This is a genomic window from Brevibacillus fluminis (genome assembly GCF_003710825.1).
Lineage (GTDB): Bacteria > Bacillota > Bacilli > Brevibacillales > Brevibacillaceae > Brevibacillus_D > Brevibacillus_D fluminis.
Genome location: NZ_RHHQ01000006.1, coordinates 190,299 through 207,110 on the forward strand (window position 1 = coordinate 190,299; position 16,812 = coordinate 207,110).

The window sequence follows — 16,812 nt, forward strand, 5'->3', positions numbered from 1 at the left end:
CGGTAATGGTCCGGACCAGTTTTTTTGCGCTATTGCCGCCACCAACCATCAAACGGCGTGACCGGCAGCTGCCGCTTATGCATGGTGCGATCGTACTGCCGCTCGATCTTTTCTTGGACGTCGGCAGGTACCGTACCACCCGACAGATACTGATCCAGTTGATCATAGGTGAATCCGAGCGCTACTTCATCGGGAAGCTGCGGGCGATCATCCTCGAGATCGGCTGTCGGCGTCTTGTGGTATATCGATTCCGCAGCGCCAAGCACAGCGAGCATCGAGCGCACCTGCACTTTGGTCAATCCGGATAGCGGCGCAATATCGGCACCACCGTCGCCATATTTGGTGAAAAAGCCTGTCGCCGCCTCAGGCGCCTGATCGGTGCTGAGTACAAGCAGCCCGAAATGAGCCGCGACATCATACTGGACCTTCATCCGCTCACGCGCTTTTGTATTCCCTTTGTGGAAATCGGACAGCGGTTCGCCGACAGCCAGTTCAAATTGCGATATGGCGTCATCGACAGCAGGCTTGATATTGACCATTAACTGCTTGTGCGGCTGGATGAAGGCGAGCGCATGCTGTGCATCGGCTTCATCCAGCTGTGTGCCATAAGGGAGGCGTACCGCTACAAAGAAATGGGGCTTACCCGTTTCGGCTGTCCATTCGTCGCAAGCGATGCGAGCCAGCATGCCGGTCAAGGTGGAATCGACCCCGCCGCTTATTCCGACCACATAGCCTTTGGCTGCGGTTTTGTGCAGATAGTCTTTCAAAAACGTGATTCGCTCACGTATCTCCAGGGCGGGGTCGCGATCTGCGCGCACATGCAGCGCCTCGATGATGTGCCTCTGCTTTTCGTTCATTACGACACAACCTCCTGTGTATACAAACCATTTTGATAGATGTAAGCGAGCACGACGTCCGGCAAAAGAAAGCTGGGGTCGCCGCCATTGCGGATTTCTCCGCGAATGTAGCTCGAGCTGATGCCCATGCTGATTCCTTTGGACATGGTCAAAAACTGCTCGTCATTGTTGCGCAGAAGCGGGTGCGCTGCGATCAGGTCGTCGATGTGGTAGCCTTCCCGCGACATGACGATGAAGCGGTGGTTTTTCACCAGCTTTTCGGCGTTGCCCCAGTTCGGCAGCCCTTCGAGCAGGTCAGCCCCCATGATGAAGAAAAGCTCGTCATCGGGAAACTGTTTGCGGAAATGCTCCATCGTATCGTAGGTGTAGGTTTCACCAGGCAGCGCGTTAAGCTCGACCGTCGAAATTTCAAACAGCGGTTCACCGAAGCGGTTTGTTTTGGTTTTGCACTCACGGAGTGCCAGCTCCAGCATGTTCAGCCGGTGCTGGTCTTCCGTCTGCAGCACCTTGTCGCGGCGCTTCGAGGAGCACGGCGTAAAAATAACTTTATCGAGACGCTTGCGGCTTGCCACCGCCGAAGCGGTGAACAAGTGTGAATATGTGATCGGATCGAAGCTGCTACCATAAATCCCGATTCTGCGCATAGGGGGTTCCTCCCGTTATCATTCAGTTTGGATGTTTTGCCGTTTGGCCTGGATCAGACGGTCCTTCAATTCCTTCAGCTGATCCGACAGCGCGACAGGGTACACTTCCGGGTGATCGAGGCGCAAATACTCTTCCCAAAACGTGTTTTTTTGCGCCAGGTGAAAGGCGCGTGTCTGCTTGAGCGTCGGTACGTTGTACACCATCTGCCCGTTCTGGAAAATCGGCACCAGCAGTTCAACTGCGGTAAAATTTGCGATGCGCTTGCTTTTCAGCGGGTTGGTCGGATGCTTTAGCGTAATCTCGTTTAGTCCCTCCAGACTCTCCGATGCGAGACACAAATAGTCGCCTTTGGCCATCCCGTCCTGGTCATACAGCCGGTATGTTTTTTTTAGCCCTGGATTGATGATCTTGTCGAGGTTTTCCGAGATTTTGATCAAGGCGAGCCAATCGTTCTCCTGCTTTCTCGCGACGATCTTGTGCACGCCGCCGAGCGCGGGGGTGTCGTAAGCGGTGATATATTTGGTGCCGATGCCCCAGATGTCGATCTTGGCACCCTGATGCTTGAGCGAGGTGATCGTGTACTCATCCAGATCGCTCGAGGCGGCGATTTTGACATACGCTAACCCGGCGTTGTCGAGCATTTTGCGGGCGCGCTTGGACAGGAAGGCGAGGTCGCCGCTGTCGAGCCGGATCCCGGTGAGCTTCTGCCCGCGCTCTTCCATCGCTTTCGCCACGCGGATAGCGTTCGGAATGCCGGATCCGAGCACGTCGTACGTATCGACAAGCAAAATGCTTTTTGCCGGAAACACATCGGCAAAGGCGAGGAAGGCATCCAGCTCATTCGCAAAAAACTGGACGAACAGATGGGCATGCGTGCCGGTCGTCGGTACGCCGTACTTTTTGCCAGCCTTCATGTTGGACGAATAATCAAAGCCTGCGACGTATGCCGCGCGGGCGCCCTGCACGGAAGCGTCGCGCCCTTGGGCACGTCGCTTGCCCATCTCGATGACGCTCTGCCCGTCGGCAGCGGTGAGAATCCGCGACGCCTTTGTCATCAAAAGCGACTCGCTGTTTACCGTATTCAGCAGCTGGGCCTCGATCCAGATGCACTCCATGATCGTCGAAACGATGCGAATGTAGGGAGTATTCGGGAAGATAAGCTGACCTTCCTCCGCGGCGAACAGCTCGCCGGTGAACCGCAGGCTGCGCAATTCGTCTAAAAACGCTTCGTCATACAGCTTTTTTTCCCGCAAGTAGGCGATATCCGCTTCATTGAAGTACAAATGCTCGACGATATCGATGAGCTGATGCAATCCCCCAAAGGCGACATAGCCGCCAAGCTCGCCGGAAAAATCAGCAGATGCTTTGACAAACGGGGCCTTGCGGTAAAAATCGTCGAACACGACCTGTGTCCGGTGCAGTCCTTTCTTGTAGAGGGCGTACATCATGCTGATCGCATACTCATCCACATCAAGCCCGTAATCGCGGGAGGGATCGTAAAACGGGAAGATTTCGAATTCGTGTGTCTCACCGCACGCCGCGCACGGATTGACCTCGGTGGAGATGCGGAAGCTCGGCTGCTGGCAAGCGCGGCACAGGTGGACATAGCGGTATACCTTCGGATCGATGGCGTCGAAAATGGTTTTTGGCATGTTCATCGTGTTTTCATCCTTTCTTCTTATTGGTCTATACGGGCGGATACAACCGACACGCCCAGTTGGTTCGCAAAGTGACGCAGTGCCCATTCGTGCCCTGCCGGATTGAAGCTGGCGACCGCGTCTGCATGAATGACCGGCACGAATCCTTGGTACCAGGCCGAGATCGCGGTATGCAGCACGCAAATATCTGTGCAGACACCCGCCAGATGGATTTCGCGAATGCCCCGTGCGTGCAGCTTCAGCGCCAGGTCGGTTCCGGCAAAAGCGTCGTAGCGGGTTTTATCCATCCATTCAACCGCGTGCTGGTTTTGTCGGTAAAAGCCGTTCAATTCGCCATAAAGCTGGCGGCCTGCGGTCCCGATGATGTTGTGTGGGGGATAGAGCGCGCTTTCCGGATGGAGCGGATCGTGGGCCTGGTGGCAATCAACCGCCATCACGACGTAATCGCCTTGCGCAAGATGGGTGCGTGCAAGCGAAACGATCCGCTGCTCGATGCGCTGAGCAGGCTCGCCGCAAGTCAAGGCACCGTTCACAGCCACAAAATCATTCGTATAGTCGATGACGATCAATGCTTTTTTATTCATCGATAAGCCCTCCAATGAGTTAGTTTTTATGACGTTGTTAAAATTACCATATCATAGTTCAAAAAAATTAGTAGATGGTCAACGGTGGAACATAGTCGGTAAAGCGGTAAAGCTTTGCTTTTGTCTGTGAGGTGCTGTTGGAATACTTTTCTCGTCCGTGCGCATCTGTGGCAATCTCGATAATCCCTTTGCGCGCTTGTGTCGACACGAGCTTTTTGCCGAAGTTGGAACGGTCCGCCTGAAAGCTCGGGACGACGGTCTCGATCACCTTGAGCAGCTCTGAGAGCGTGAATTCGCGGGGCAAAAACTCTTTGGCGATATTGGTCTGCAGCATCTTTTCCTGAACACGCTGCAAGGCGTCTTGTAGGATCAGGTTGTGGTCAAACGCCAGCTGCATGCCCATCGCTTCCTCTACGGAAAACAACCGTGCGTCTGCTGCATCGTCGTCGGCCTTGAACCCGCTGAGACGGCTTTCGTTGACCAGCGCGTAGTAGACGACCGTCGGAATCCAACCGCCCGGATCGCGTCCCGGCGCATAGTACGTGCGTAGCTGCTCGATATGGACCGCCTCAGGGGAGAGATGCGTCTCTTCCCGCAATTCGCGCTCCGCGCATGCGTCAATGGTTTCGTGCTCGGTGGAGAACCCGCCGGGAAATGCCCAATAACCTGGGAAGCGGTCGCTTTTTGGATCGCGCTGGATCAGCAATACTTTCAGCGTCAGATCGGGGAGCGCCTTGTTTTTCGTATCTCGCCGCGGCTCGGTCGTAATGGTGAAGAGGCAAATATCAGTCGGCAAGCCGTCGGGAGAACGGTATTTTTTTTGTGTGGTCGATTCAGTGGCCATTTTTGCTTCATCCTTCCTGCGGTTGCTCATGCGCTAATTATACATGGTAAAACTAACCGTGTCAATATGATGTAGTAAAAATAACTACGTCTATTTTTCACAAACTCGCCATCGATTGGCCCAAAAGGCCGAAACAAAGCGCTGAGCCGGAACGTATGACTTACAAGCGCGATTACGTCAAACTGGAAAAATCATACTTTTCGTCCATTGCAGGGAAAATTCCGCTTGCTATGATGGAAAGGTATGGACCAATACTGACATTTTCGAAAAAACGGGCGATATCCGCGCGCGTGCAAAACATATGCAGGCAATTGAGAATGATTTTCGCCAAAGTCATACCGTACCGTATCATTTTTCCGAAGCCCGCCAAATAGAAGTAAAGGGAGCAACGGAGTAACGCAATAGAGGAGAGGAAGGAAGAACGCGAGCATGGAAACGATGAAACCGCCAATGGAAGTGTTGTATGAAAAAGAGCTGGAGGCACTGCGGGCAAACGACACGGGTGCGAAGCCGCCGAACTGGCTCCTGTCGCCGAAGGCCGTCCGCGATTTCATTCTGGGAACCCCGAAGCCGCTTAAGCTCAACGGAGAGAGCGTGACGATCAGCAAAAAATTTTACGGCGACGATGTGATGATTGAACGCTCAGTGGTCGCTCTAGCAGGCAACCGCGGGCTCATGCTGGTCGGGGAACCAGGAACGGCCAAGACGATGCTGTCGGAGCTGTTGTCCGCCGCGATCTCCGGCACCAGCACCAATACGATCCAAGGGACTGCGGGTACGACGGAAGACATGATCAAATATTCCTGGAATTACGCGATGCTGCTCGACAAAGGTCCTACGTATGAGGCATTGGTCCCGTCGCCCCTGTATACCGGGATGAAGAAGGGAATCATCACCCGCTTCGAGGAAATTACGCGCTGTCCGTTTGAGGTGCAGGATGTGTTGATCAGCATTTTGAGTGACAAGGTGATGAACATTCCGGAGCTTGCGGACGGCATTTTGTTCGCCAAACCTGGCTTCAACATCATCGCGACCGCCAATATCCGCGACAAAGGTGTTAATGAAATGAGCAGCGCCTTGAAGCGCCGCTTCAACTTCGAAACGATTTTCCCGATCAACCATGTAAAGATGGAGGCGCAGATCATCGAAGCCCAGTCGCGTAACATTTTGCAGCAGAGCGGCATCGACATCGAGCTGAATCAGGAGATCATCGAAATTTTGGCGACGACGTTTTTGGAGCTGCGCACGGGACAGACGCGGGAAGGCTACAAAATCGACACGCCGCAAACCGTGATGAGCACGGCAGAGGCGGTGTCCGTCTATGTGCAAAGCGCGATGACCGCTCACTTTTATGACGATAAGGCGATTTCGCTCGAGAGGCTGGTGCAGAACATGCTTGGCGCCGTCGCCAAAGAAAACCACAAAGATATCAATGTGCTGAAGACCTATTTCTCGAAGGTAGTGAAAGAACGAGCGAAGGATGCGGGCCTATGGGAAGCGTATTACAACGAGAAGAAATGGATACGATAGCGGAGCTGTTTGCATCGCGTGTCTTTGATTTTACTCAGCAGGTCGTCTACTTCCCGATCCGTCACCATAGTCCCGCCTGCTCCTATCATTTGCTCCAGACGATCGCGGCTTACCAGCCGCAGATTATCTTGATCGAGGGTCCGGACAACAGCAACCACATCATTGATGTATTGGCGCATGAAGATACCAAGCCACCGGTCAGCATTTACTACGCCTACTCGGCCGAACAGCACAACTATTCGTGTTATTTCCCGCTGCTTGATTACTCCCCCGAGTACGTGGCGATGAAAGAAGCGCGCCGTCTCGGCATTCCCGCTCGTTTCATCGATCTCGGTTATGGGAGCCGGCTCGAAAGCCTGGAGCATGGGCACGACATCAAACGGGAGAATGAAAAGGTATCGTATCAGGACGAAAAGCTGTTGACCAGCTCTGCGTTCATCAAGCGGATATGCGAGTCGATGCACTGCCGCAATTTCGATGAATTGTGGGAGCGTGTGTTTGAGATCGGCGGCATTCGCAAACCGACCGATGCATTCGTCCGTGAGGTGTTCGCCTACTGTTACCTGTCGCGTCAATGCTATGCAGAGGAGACGCTTGCGGAAGAAGGGCATCTGATTCGCGAGGCGCACATGAAAACGTGCATCGCAGCGGCACGCGAAAAGTACGGCAAAATCCTCGTCGTGACGGGCGGCTTCCATACATATGGCCTGATCGAGGAGCGAAGCCATTCGTATCAGGTCAAGCAGATCAAAGATGAAAAGGTATATCCGATGGTCTACACGTTCCGCGAGGCTGACCAGCTGAGCGGCTACGCGAGCGGAATGCCTTATGTTAACTACTACGATACCGTCTGGAAGGCAATCCAGAAAAAAGAACAGCAGCCGTTTCACAGGAGCGCCGTAAGCTTCCTCGCCCAGCTGCTCAAAAACTTGCGGGCTAAAGGCGAGACGGTCTCAGTGGCGGACGCAATCGAAGGCTTCAACCTGGTCAAAGGGCTCGCCGTGCTGCGCGAAAAGTCGGAGGGTGGTGCGTACGAGCTGCTGGACGGTGTGACCACCGCATTTACAAAAGGGGAGCGGTCCATCGCCACCGAGCGGCCAATCGAGACGCTTGCTGAGCTGATGATGGGCGATGTGATCGGCGAAATTGCCAAAAATGATCTGGATGTGCCCATCGTCCGCGATTTTAAAGAGATTTGCAAAAAACAGAAGCTGCAGCTGAAGACGACGGGCAAAAGCCAAAAGGTGCTGGAGCTGTACGCCAAAGAGTCGCATCGCCAAGCAAGCCAGTTTTTCCACTGCCTGCAGTTCATGGAGGTGGAATTTTGCCAAAAAGAGTCGGGGCCGGACTGGAAAAACTACCGCAACGTCAATCTGGTGCGCGAAAGCTGGAACTACAGCTACTCATCCTACGTCGAGGCGCGGCTGATCGAAAACTCGCTTTACGGCGGCACGATCAAGGAGGCGGCGATCAATCGGCTGGAGGAAGTGGTCAAACAGCTGCCGTTGCACAAGAGCCAGGAAGCGGCTCGCTGGCTCTTGCAAGCGATTTTGATGGGACTGGAGGAGACGGGGGCCAAGCTGTTCGCGTTGGTGGAAGATTCGGTCAAGCATGATGGAAGCTTTACCTCGCTTTGTCAGACGCTCAAAACGCTGTCGATTTTAAACGACCAGAGGCGCCTGTTCGCGCTGCGGGAGACCGAGCGACTGGCACAGCTGATCGATGAAACGTACTACAACGCCGTGACCAAAATTTATGAGTTGACCCAGCCCAATCCGGATGAATTGGCCGAAATCGCCGAGCATCTGAAATATTTACATATGCTCGCGGGCAAAGGGGACGAATCGCGAGCGGACGAGATTTTTGCCGATCAGCTGCGGGATTTGCTCGCCCATGATCAACTGCCTGCACAGCTCGAAGGCGTCGTTACCGCCATCTTGTGCGATCGGGGCGAGCTTGCGCAGGAGGAGATTGCGCGCAGGGCGAGAGGCTACATTTTTGGTACGCCGGATCGCATGCTGGCCACCGCGCAGTATTTACAGGGCGTGTTTACGGTCGCACGAGACATTTTCCTCTACGACGAGCGGCTCGTCGCCGACTTGAATCAGCTGATAGAAAGCTTGTCGCATGAGGCGTTTTTGCAGGTCGTTCCCGAGCTGCGGCTGGCGTTTACATATTTCACCCCGATGGAAATCAGCATGATCGCAGAAAAAGTCGCGACGCTGTTTCAGACGACCGTGGAGGAAATGGTCCGCCCCGCAATTGACGGACAGACTCTGCGGCAGGCGCGCGAGCTGGACCAAGCCATACAAAAGGAGTTTGCCAAATGGAGCCTCACGTAAATCGAGAAACGTTGAACCGCTGGCGGCTGCTTCTCGGTGAAGGGGCGGGGGAATCGCTTGCGGAGGCGGAGGGCTACCAGGAATCCGAATTCGCCTATGGCGAGATCGATGACATTTTAAGCTATCTCTACAACCGCGAATATGGCGAGGACCAGGGCTACCGCAAAGGTGGAGGGCAGGGCGCCTCCCAGCTGACCGTGCCCACCTGGCTGCACAAGATCCGAACGATCTTCCCGAAAAAGACGGTGGAAATTTTGGAGAAGCAAGCGATTGAAAAATATAAAATGACTGAGCTCTTAACCGACAAGAAGGTGCTGGAGAAGCTCGAGCCCAACATGGCGCTGCTGAAAAACATTTTACAGTTCAAAGGCTATATGAAGGGCGAGGTCATAAAAAGCGCCAAGGACATCGTACGCAGGGTGGTTGACGACTTGAAGCGGCAGCTGGAATCCGAGATTCATGCCAGCATCACGGGCAAGCGCAACCGACACAAACGCGGCTATGTCAAATCGATGAAAAATCTGGATTACAAAAAGACGATCCGCAAAAACCTGAAAAACTATGACCGCGCCAATAAGCGGCTGATCATCGATGAGCTGTATTTTACCAGCAACGTCCAGCAGCATAACAAATGGAATATCATTATCACCGTCGACGAGAGCGGCAGCATGATGGATTCGGTCATTTACAGCGCCGTAATGGCCAGTATTTTTCACAATTTGGCTGCGCTGAAAACGAATCTGGTCATTTTTGACACGAAGGTCGTCGACTTGAGCAACCAGCTGGAAGACCCGGTCGATCTCTTGATGTCCGTACAGCTGGGCGGGGGAACGCACATCGCAAAAGCGTTGAAGTACAGCCAAACCTTGCTGGATAACCCTGCCAAAACGATTTTTATCCTGGTCAGCGACCTGGAGGAAGGCTACCCGATCCACGAAATGTACCGCATCAGCAAGGAGATCATCGATTCGGGCTGCACGTTCCTCGTGCTGACAGCGCTGGATTTCGCAGGTAACACTGTCTACAACAAAAATGCCGCCCGCACATTGGCCGATATGGGCGCGCATGTGGCGGCGATCACCCCGGATGAGCTGTCCCAATGGATCGGCAAAATCATCCGCTGATAAAGCGATTACGACCAAAAGAGAACATGGAGTTGGGGAAAGAGGAGGAAGTCAAATGGTACTGAAAAAGAGCAATATCGAACCGCTTATCTCGCAGTTTGCCGATAAATTTGCCCGTGAATACAAGCTGGATGCCGATCATTACGAGCAGCTGGCGGATTATGTTTCCGGCGAAACCGAAAAGTTTCCGAGCATCCTGGTCACGCCTAAGATGTACGCGTACGATACGATGTCGACACTGGAAAAAATCGGGAAGCGTGGCATGGATGCAACGTTTTACCGCGCGTCTGACGTGCTTTTCCGCACAACCGACAACAAGCGGCAGAAAAGCAATGTGCTGCGCATTATTCTCGATGATTTTTTTGAAGCGGTTGGGTTGAGCCGCGATCGCCGCGACTCGGAGGAAAAAGGGGAGCACCTTTTCGCCCAGTTTCGTGCGGTAAAAGAGCATATGGGGTTATCTGTCCTCGATTTTTATTTCGACGAGTTGCTCGGCGAATACCAATCCAGCTTGAAAAATTCGTACTCCGTGACGAAAGGTGCCGTTCATATGATGGTCATGCTGCACACGCTGCTGCGTGTCGAACCCGGCTATCTCGAACCGGCCAAGTCGCGCCTTCATCCACTGCTGGTCGCGGTGCTGACTGAAAACGACGATGAAGTACGCCGTGAGCTATCGGCGGTCAATGAGAAGCTTGCGACCCATCCGCTCCCTCGCAAGGAATGCACGTCGTTGATCAATCTGGACCGCCAGCTATTGAAAGAAAAGGTTACACGCGTCTGCGCAGAAGCGGGGTTTGCACCTGACAAAAGTCAAGAGAAATTGCTCAGCCATTCTGAATTCAAGCTTTACTCCACTTTGCTCAGCACCGCGCTGTTGTATCGGGTAAATCTGTACGGTGGTAAAACACATTTTTGCAATAAACAAGATGTGATCGACCGGTTGCTCCTGGACGCTGCAAAGATACAGTACCAAATCATTCCGCTGGATCTCATCTATGATTTGACGCAGTTTGACTACGGCGAAACAAAGCGCACGGATGAACTGATTGACGGGCTTGTGCCGACAACGGAGCCATATGGCCTCATCATCCACCTGACACATGAGCTGCGATCCTATCAAATTGAATGGGATGTGCTGAAAACTCATGCGCTCGCCGAACCTGCCAAATCGGAGCGTGCCATACAATTGGTGTCCGATCCGCTGCTCAAAGGGTTTTTGTACAAAACACTGTATGACCACGGCATCGAGCTCGACGATAGCCTCGAGGAGATCGTGCTGTCTTCCCTGAAAGCAGACAGCCGCCTGCACAAGCTCTATCAATTCCTTACTGAACGCATCACATTAGAAGAGCTGTTCCAAGCGGGTGAACAGGTAAAGGGGAATCAGGGAGGCCTTCATGCCCATGACATAAAAGGGTCTCTGTTGCTGCTCACGTTTCTTGGGATGGATCATCCGCTGTACCGCCGCTTCTTTATTTATTTGAGCAGAGCCAAGGCGAATGAAGAAAACATGCGGCTGATTTATTCCCTGTTCACCTCGTACGCATTCGATCCGGTTCAGCTGCTAGCGCTATACGCAGATGAGCCGGAAGCGAACGCGGACCAATTTTTGCTCCAACTGCTCAACATGAAGGGCTCGTCGTATTATTACAGCCCGCCTGAACAAACCTACAAGGCCGTCATCGCGGGCAATTTGGGCAAATCGCTCGCGCATTACGCACAGCTTGGGGCCGATGCGCGCCTTTCGATCATGGAAACCGTTGTGGAACAAAAGAAGCTCGGGCACACCGAGCATTTCGAGCAAGCGATCGTGCTCGGGCTGCAGGACAGCTCGAAAAAAGTAAGCGGGCTTGCGCTTGCCACGTTCACTAGCGCACAGGACAAAGCGTTGTTTGTGCGGGTGTACCTTGCGGAAAAAAAGGCAAAGGTGAAGGAGCTCGCCCTCGATGCGCTGCGCACCCTGCCTGACCATCGGGAGGTGCTTCAGGAGCTTTTGGCAGCAGAGACGAACAACAAGTTCAAAACGATGCTCCAAAACATGCTCGACCTGGAGGGCCAAAAATCGGCGAATGCACAGGCTGCATGGGGCGCGATGGTGGACAAACGCAAGCTTACCCGTTTGAAATGGCTCGCCATCGACCGTCTGCCACCGATCAAGGATCACGATGGCAATGAGCTCGGCCGGGAGCTTATTGAGTACGCGCTGACCCAATCCATCGATTTTACGACAGGTCCCAACCCGAATGTGCTCGCATTGAAAGAAAGCGCTGATCCGCGTTCGCTCGCCGATCTGACGCTTGACGTGCTCAACGTCTGGATCGACAACAATGCGGTAGCGAAGGAAAAATGGGTCATGTTCCTCGCGGCGGGGCTTGGCGATCGTCGCGTTACCGACGTGCTCGCCTCCCGGATCAAAGAGTGGGCGGACATCGGCCGCGGTGCGCTCGCCTCTGATGCAGTCCGGGCGCTCTCCTTCATGGATGAGCTCGCCGCACTGCGCACGATCGACCACGTCAAGCGGACCGTCAAAAACAGACAGGTAAAAAACGCCGCGTTTGAAGCGTTGGCGATGGCCGCCAACAATTTGCAGATTACACCGGAGGAGCTGGAGGATCGCCTGGTCACCACGCTTGGATTCGATGCGACTGGAAAGCGAGTGTTCAGCTATGGCCCACGCAGCTTCACGGTCAAGGTCAACAATGAGCTCGCTTTGGTCATCATGAATGACGAGACAGGCAAAGCGGTGAAAAGCTTGCCTGCAGTGGGACAAAAAGACGATGCCGCACTAGCGGAAGCAGCCAAGGCGGATTTTGCCCAATTGAAAAAAGACTTGAAAAACCTCATCTCCATCCAGGGTCTCCGCTTGGAAGAATCGCTGTCTAAAAATCGGGTGTGGAACACGGAGGCATGGAGAAGCCTGTTCGTGGACAATGTGCTGATGCAGAAATTCGCTATCGGGCTGATCTGGGGCGTGTATGACGACACCGGACTGAAAGATACGTTCCGCTATATGGATGACGGGACTTTCAATACCGTGGACGAAGACGAATACGAGCTGCAGGACGATGCGATGATCGGCCTCATCCATCCGATCGAGCTTACGACAGACGAGCGGGACGCATGGCAGACGCAGCTCGACGATTATGAAATTACACAGCCGTTCGCACAGCTGGGCCGCGAGCTGTTCTTCCCGACGGATGAGGAGACGAAGAGCAACAAGGTGGCTCGGTTCACCGAAGGCGAGTATTCGCCGACGGCATTCCCGAAAAGCCTGGAAAAATACGGGTGGTACAAAGGAATGGCACAGGATGGAGGCTGGTATCACGAGTTTTACAAAGAGTACGGCGATATGATCGTCGAGCTTACATTCAGCGGTACGAGCATCACCTATTATGACGGGCTTGACGATATCAGCTTGGAAGAGCTCGGTTTCTACCGCAACAAGCGGGATCGCTATCACTATTACCAGCGCGACCAGCGCCTTGCGATTGCGGACATCTCCCCGCGCGTTTTCAGCGAAACCATTTACGATATCAAGCGGGCGACGGGAAAATAGGCGTATGGCGGACTTTTCGACACAGTTTCATCGCTTTGTCGCTCTTTGCACGGAAGAATACTTGATTAAATACGCAAACAAAGGCTTGTATAACCGGGCGCAAAAAGAATTGGAAAAGGGCGTTCAGGTGACGTACGAATTCCAAGCGGACCAAGTGACGTGCACGCTTGATGACGGTACGGTCTGTGAGCTGACCGATGATATCGAGCGCTTTCGCTGCACATGCCCATCCGATAAAATCTGCAAGCATGTGCTGATCGCCATCCTCTCCTACCACCGTCAGGAGGGGATCGACGCGCAAGTACCGACGGCAGATTTTAGCTGGATTCTGACGCAGCCGATCGATACGCTTTGCCGCCACTTTACAGAGTCTCAAATCGACGAGGTGCTATTCCGGATTCACTATGAAGAAGAGCTTGCGATTACACAGGGGGCGTTTCTCACCGTTACGTTGACCTTTCAAGGCGTGGAGGTCTCGTTTTTGGAAGAGGCGGACATTGCCAAAAGCATGTGCAGCTGCAAGGAAAAGGCGGGCTGCATTCATCGGCTGGAAGCGCTCATCCGCTACCGCATACGGCATGGGGTAACGGATTTTGAGACGCTGCATCAACACACGGCCGATGTGACCTATTCGGCAGATGTCGTCTCCGATACCCGCACGCTCATCGCGCAGATTGCTACCACCGGTCTAGCCAAGCTGCCGCAATCGGTTTGCGATCGTCTAGAGGTTTTGGCGATCGCTGCGCATAATGGAAATTTACCGAATCTGGAGAGGGAGATACGCGGGATCAATGGCGAATTGGGGCTGTTTTTCAAGCGGCATGTCCGCTTTTCCAAGGACTTGTTTCGCAAGCGGCTGACGCGCGCCTATATGAATCTCGAAGCGCTGGAACAAAAAACGGCTACCGTGGAGCAGAAAGCGCAGCTGCTCGGACGCTTCAAAAGCAGATACTACCCGATTCCGCGCTTGCTGCTGTACGCTTTGGGTGCCAATCCGTGGGAAACCCGCTCGGCGTACAAGGGGATCACCTATTATTTCTACTCGCCGGATGACGGTTGCATCTATACGTATACCGAGGCGAGACCTGTCTATTATGAGGATGTTTCCTTCTTATTTGCCGATCAGTATGCCAAGCGTTCGACGTGGAATTACGATCTGACGATGAAGCAGATCGCCAGCGCGCAGCTTGTGGCGACCATTTGCAAAGTCAACCGGGAGCGCCGCCTTTCGTCGAGCGAGGAGACTTCCATCGCGATTAAGCCGCGCATGCGGATTGAGGATGTGGAGCTGGGCGAGCTGGTGGTAACCGATTGGGCACAAGTGCGTAGCAAAGAAGGGCGGCAGCTTTTCACCGATCGCCGCGAGCAGTTGATGCTGCTGAAAGCGAGCCATGTGGCGGAGACGCGCTTTGAGCAAAAAACGCAAAACTTCCTTATCATGGTCGAAGATGCGGGGGGAAATTACCTTTCGCTGACGATTCCCTACAACAAAGAGTGGGCGGGCAGCGTTCGCTTTCTCGAAAAGAGTCGGGAGCTTTTGGGGCTGCGGGATTTTTATATCCTTGCTCAACAGGTGGACGATGCGATTGAGCCGATCAGCTTGTTAAAGGATGCATCGCTCAGCAATCTGAAGCTGGATTTTTAAGCGTGGGGGTGGAAGGTGGCATGGATGCAGTTGCACAGCTTGCCGATAGGTTGACCGAATGGAGCGAACGGCTTTTGGTGAAAGGTCTGGCGAAAACGGATGCTAAGGACGTAGATGAACTTCACGCCCTTTGTGATGAGGCAAGAGAGCTGGACATGGGCTTTCTCGCCTTGCTGCTCGAACAACTGGCGGAAGCGGGCGCCCGTTATGTCCGGGATAGCCGGGCCGATGTAGAGGAGCTGGTTCACCGTTATTTTTACTTGTGCCAGTATGTGAGCATGGCAGAGACGGGCGCTGAAGAGAACCAACCGTAACGGGCAAAACGGAAAACAAAACATGATGGGATGACAAGTGAGCTCCTGTGCGGACAGGGGCTCTTTTCTCTGGAAAGGCCTTATTTTTGCATGGAGGGGTTGCTGGGGAGAGGAATTGATTGTATGGTCGATAAAACACAGATGTCATAAAAATTTGTCTACGCGAGTTTCTGGGGGAGATGTTTTTTGTTTGCAGCGATCGTTTTATTTCTGGTAGCTGGCCTGGCTGAAATCGGCGGCGGCTATTTGGTGTGGCTGTGGCTGCGGGAAGGCAAGCCGATGTGGTTTGGCATTGTGGGCAGCATTATCTTAATTGCATATGGCATCATCCCAACGATGCAAACCTTTCCGTCGTTTGGCAGGGTGTATGCGGCCTATGGTGGCGTCTTTATCGTGCTGGCTGTTCTTTGGAGCTGGTGGGTCGATCGAAAGGTACCGGATGCTTACGACTGGGCGGGAGCGGCTTTTTGCATTGTAGGCGTGTCGATCATGCTGTGGGCGCCGCGGCACTAATCTGCGGCACGGCCGAATGCAGGCTCCCCCGCCAATTACAGCTATTGGACGGAGGGGAGGCTTCCTGCAATTCCTGAGGCGAAACCGAACCTAAACCGGTCCGTTTCTGTCCCGCTCATGCAAGCGATCCATCTGTGCTTTCCCAGCCTGCAAGACGCTGTTCCGAGCAGAGCTTATGGCGATTATTTGATACGCGAAAAGAAAATGAGATGAAGTTCGTTCCATATATAGTATGATGGAAGTAAAAAATATTTTCCTGGATGCGTTAAATGAGCACAGCGCGATCATCCGGAGCAGAAATATACAGACAACCTTGAACGCCGGAATCGGGCAAACCACAATCCAATACTTACGTGTCTGACCGGACGGCACAATGGTTGGTACGGTAAACAGTGATGCCGGTGATGGGAATGTCATGGTGTTGAGTGCTTTTTGTATCGAAGGAGAGAAATACTTGGTGCGAGGAAGCCATATCGGTCTGCTTTACATAAGCGGCCCGATCTTACGAAGAAAATTTCTCAGGTTCGTCTAGATTAGACGCTTTCGGAGTTTGAGGAGTCTCTTTGTAGTATTTATCCATCGTCTTGGCGGCTCCTGTCCAGCGGGAGAGCGCGGCCAGAGCGCCGAAGATGCCTTTTTGCAGGAAGCGCGGCAAGTACGGGACATAAAATTCACCCAGTTCAAACAGCGTCCCTAGGAGCAACGGGTTTTTCGGTAAATAAATTTTTAGCAGCGGATTGTAGTAGCTGCGTCCATCCGTATCCAAGCCATACCCGCAGCGGACGAAAGCCTCGAATGTGTCGGCAGGGCGGATTTCGGCGGTGAAGCTAACGAATTGGTCGGTATTGTTCCAGAAGCCATGCGTGTGATCTTTCGGGACGACGGCCACGTCGCCTTTTTTCAGCGGGATTTTTTTTTCGTCCAAAGTGACGTCCAGAACGCCTGTCAGCCCTTCAAATGTTTCGACAAATGCGGTATGGTAGTGGAGAAAGATACCGTTATTTGGGGGCAAATCCGTGCGGAACAGCAAGTACTCACCATTGGTTTCATCAGTTGTTTTGATGAATGTGACAGATTCCCCCGTCGTCGGGTTGCCGACGGTTCGACTCAAGCTGGACATGGTTCATTCCTCCAATATGGGATGGGATGGCATGGTGTCTTGAACTTTTTGTCATAATAGTTTTACTATAAATTATT

Annotated in this window: 13 protein-coding genes; 7 read left to right on the forward strand and 6 right to left on the reverse strand. The window is 53.3% G+C overall.

All coding sequences use genetic code 11. The annotated features are described in order from the left end of the window. Positions 1-29 precede the first annotated feature (29 nt). From nadE to EDM56_RS06605, 5 genes are all read right to left on the reverse strand, one after another. Positions 30-857, reverse strand: a complete 828-nt coding sequence (nadE, locus tag EDM56_RS06585; RefSeq protein WP_122917096.1) for an ammonia-dependent NAD(+) synthetase — start codon at positions 855-857, stop codon at positions 30-32. Then, the gene (gene nadD / locus EDM56_RS06590) at positions 857-1,501 is read right to left on the reverse strand and encodes a nicotinate-nucleotide adenylyltransferase (protein ID WP_122917097.1); all 645 of its coding nucleotides are present in this window, start codon (positions 1,499-1,501) and stop codon (positions 857-859) included. Before nadD ends, nadE begins: the two co-directional genes overlap by 1 nt. Before the next feature lie 18 nt (positions 1,502-1,519). Next, complete coding sequence (locus EDM56_RS06595; RefSeq protein ID WP_122917164.1) at positions 1,520-3,154, reverse strand: nicotinate phosphoribosyltransferase; 1,635 nt, start codon at positions 3,152-3,154, stop codon at positions 1,520-1,522. A 26-nt stretch (positions 3,155-3,180) separates the two neighbouring features. Then, on the reverse strand, positions 3,181-3,744 hold the full coding sequence (locus EDM56_RS06600) for a cysteine hydrolase family protein (protein WP_122917098.1): 564 nt from the start codon (positions 3,742-3,744) through the stop codon (positions 3,181-3,183). Between the two features lie 67 nt (positions 3,745-3,811). Further along, a complete protein-coding gene (locus EDM56_RS06605; protein ID WP_122917099.1) occupies positions 3,812-4,588 on the reverse strand; it encodes an NUDIX hydrolase in 777 nt (258 codons plus the stop codon). A gap of 429 nt (positions 4,589-5,017) precedes the next feature. Between EDM56_RS06605 and EDM56_RS06615 the strand changes: the two genes are divergently transcribed. The 7 genes from EDM56_RS06615 (at position 5,018) to EDM56_RS06645 (ending at position 15,615) form a co-directional block, all read left to right on the forward strand. Beyond that, positions 5,018-6,118: an ATP-binding protein gene (locus EDM56_RS06615; protein WP_122917101.1), complete on the forward strand. Its 1,101-nt coding sequence runs from the start codon at positions 5,018-5,020 to the stop codon at positions 6,116-6,118. Beyond that, on the forward strand, positions 6,079-8,460 hold the full coding sequence (locus EDM56_RS06620; protein ID WP_122917102.1) for a DUF5682 family protein: 2,382 nt from the start codon (positions 6,079-6,081) through the stop codon (positions 8,458-8,460). The genes EDM56_RS06615 and EDM56_RS06620 overlap by 40 nt, the downstream gene beginning before the upstream one ends. Continuing rightward, positions 8,445-9,584 (forward strand): VWA domain-containing protein, encoded by a 1,140-nt coding sequence (locus tag EDM56_RS06625; RefSeq protein ID WP_122917103.1) that lies wholly within the window; start codon positions 8,445-8,447, stop codon positions 9,582-9,584. Before EDM56_RS06620 ends, EDM56_RS06625 begins: the two co-directional genes overlap by 16 nt. A 55-nt stretch (positions 9,585-9,639) precedes the next feature. After that, positions 9,640-13,143, forward strand: a complete 3,504-nt coding sequence (locus EDM56_RS06630) for a DUF4132 domain-containing protein (RefSeq protein WP_122917104.1) — start codon at positions 9,640-9,642, stop codon at positions 13,141-13,143. A 4-nt stretch (positions 13,144-13,147) separates the two neighbouring features. After that, the gene (locus EDM56_RS06635; RefSeq protein WP_122917105.1) at positions 13,148-14,788 is read left to right on the forward strand and encodes an SWIM zinc finger family protein; all 1,641 of its coding nucleotides are present in this window, start codon (positions 13,148-13,150) and stop codon (positions 14,786-14,788) included. 20 nt (positions 14,789-14,808) lie between these two features. Then, positions 14,809-15,102 carry a hypothetical protein gene (locus EDM56_RS06640; RefSeq protein WP_122917106.1) on the forward strand — a complete coding sequence of 98 codons (294 nt, stop codon included), beginning with the start codon at positions 14,809-14,811 and terminating at the stop codon, positions 15,100-15,102. A gap of 186 nt (positions 15,103-15,288) precedes the next feature. Continuing rightward, on the forward strand, positions 15,289-15,615 hold the full coding sequence (locus EDM56_RS06645; protein WP_122917107.1) for a YnfA family protein: 327 nt from the start codon (positions 15,289-15,291) through the stop codon (positions 15,613-15,615). A gap of 502 nt (positions 15,616-16,117) precedes the next feature. Here the strand turns inward: EDM56_RS06645 and EDM56_RS06650 are convergent. Then, complete coding sequence (locus EDM56_RS06650; protein WP_122917108.1) at positions 16,118-16,735, reverse strand: cupin domain-containing protein; 618 nt, start codon at positions 16,733-16,735, stop codon at positions 16,118-16,120. Between the last annotated feature and the right edge of the window lie 77 nt (positions 16,736-16,812).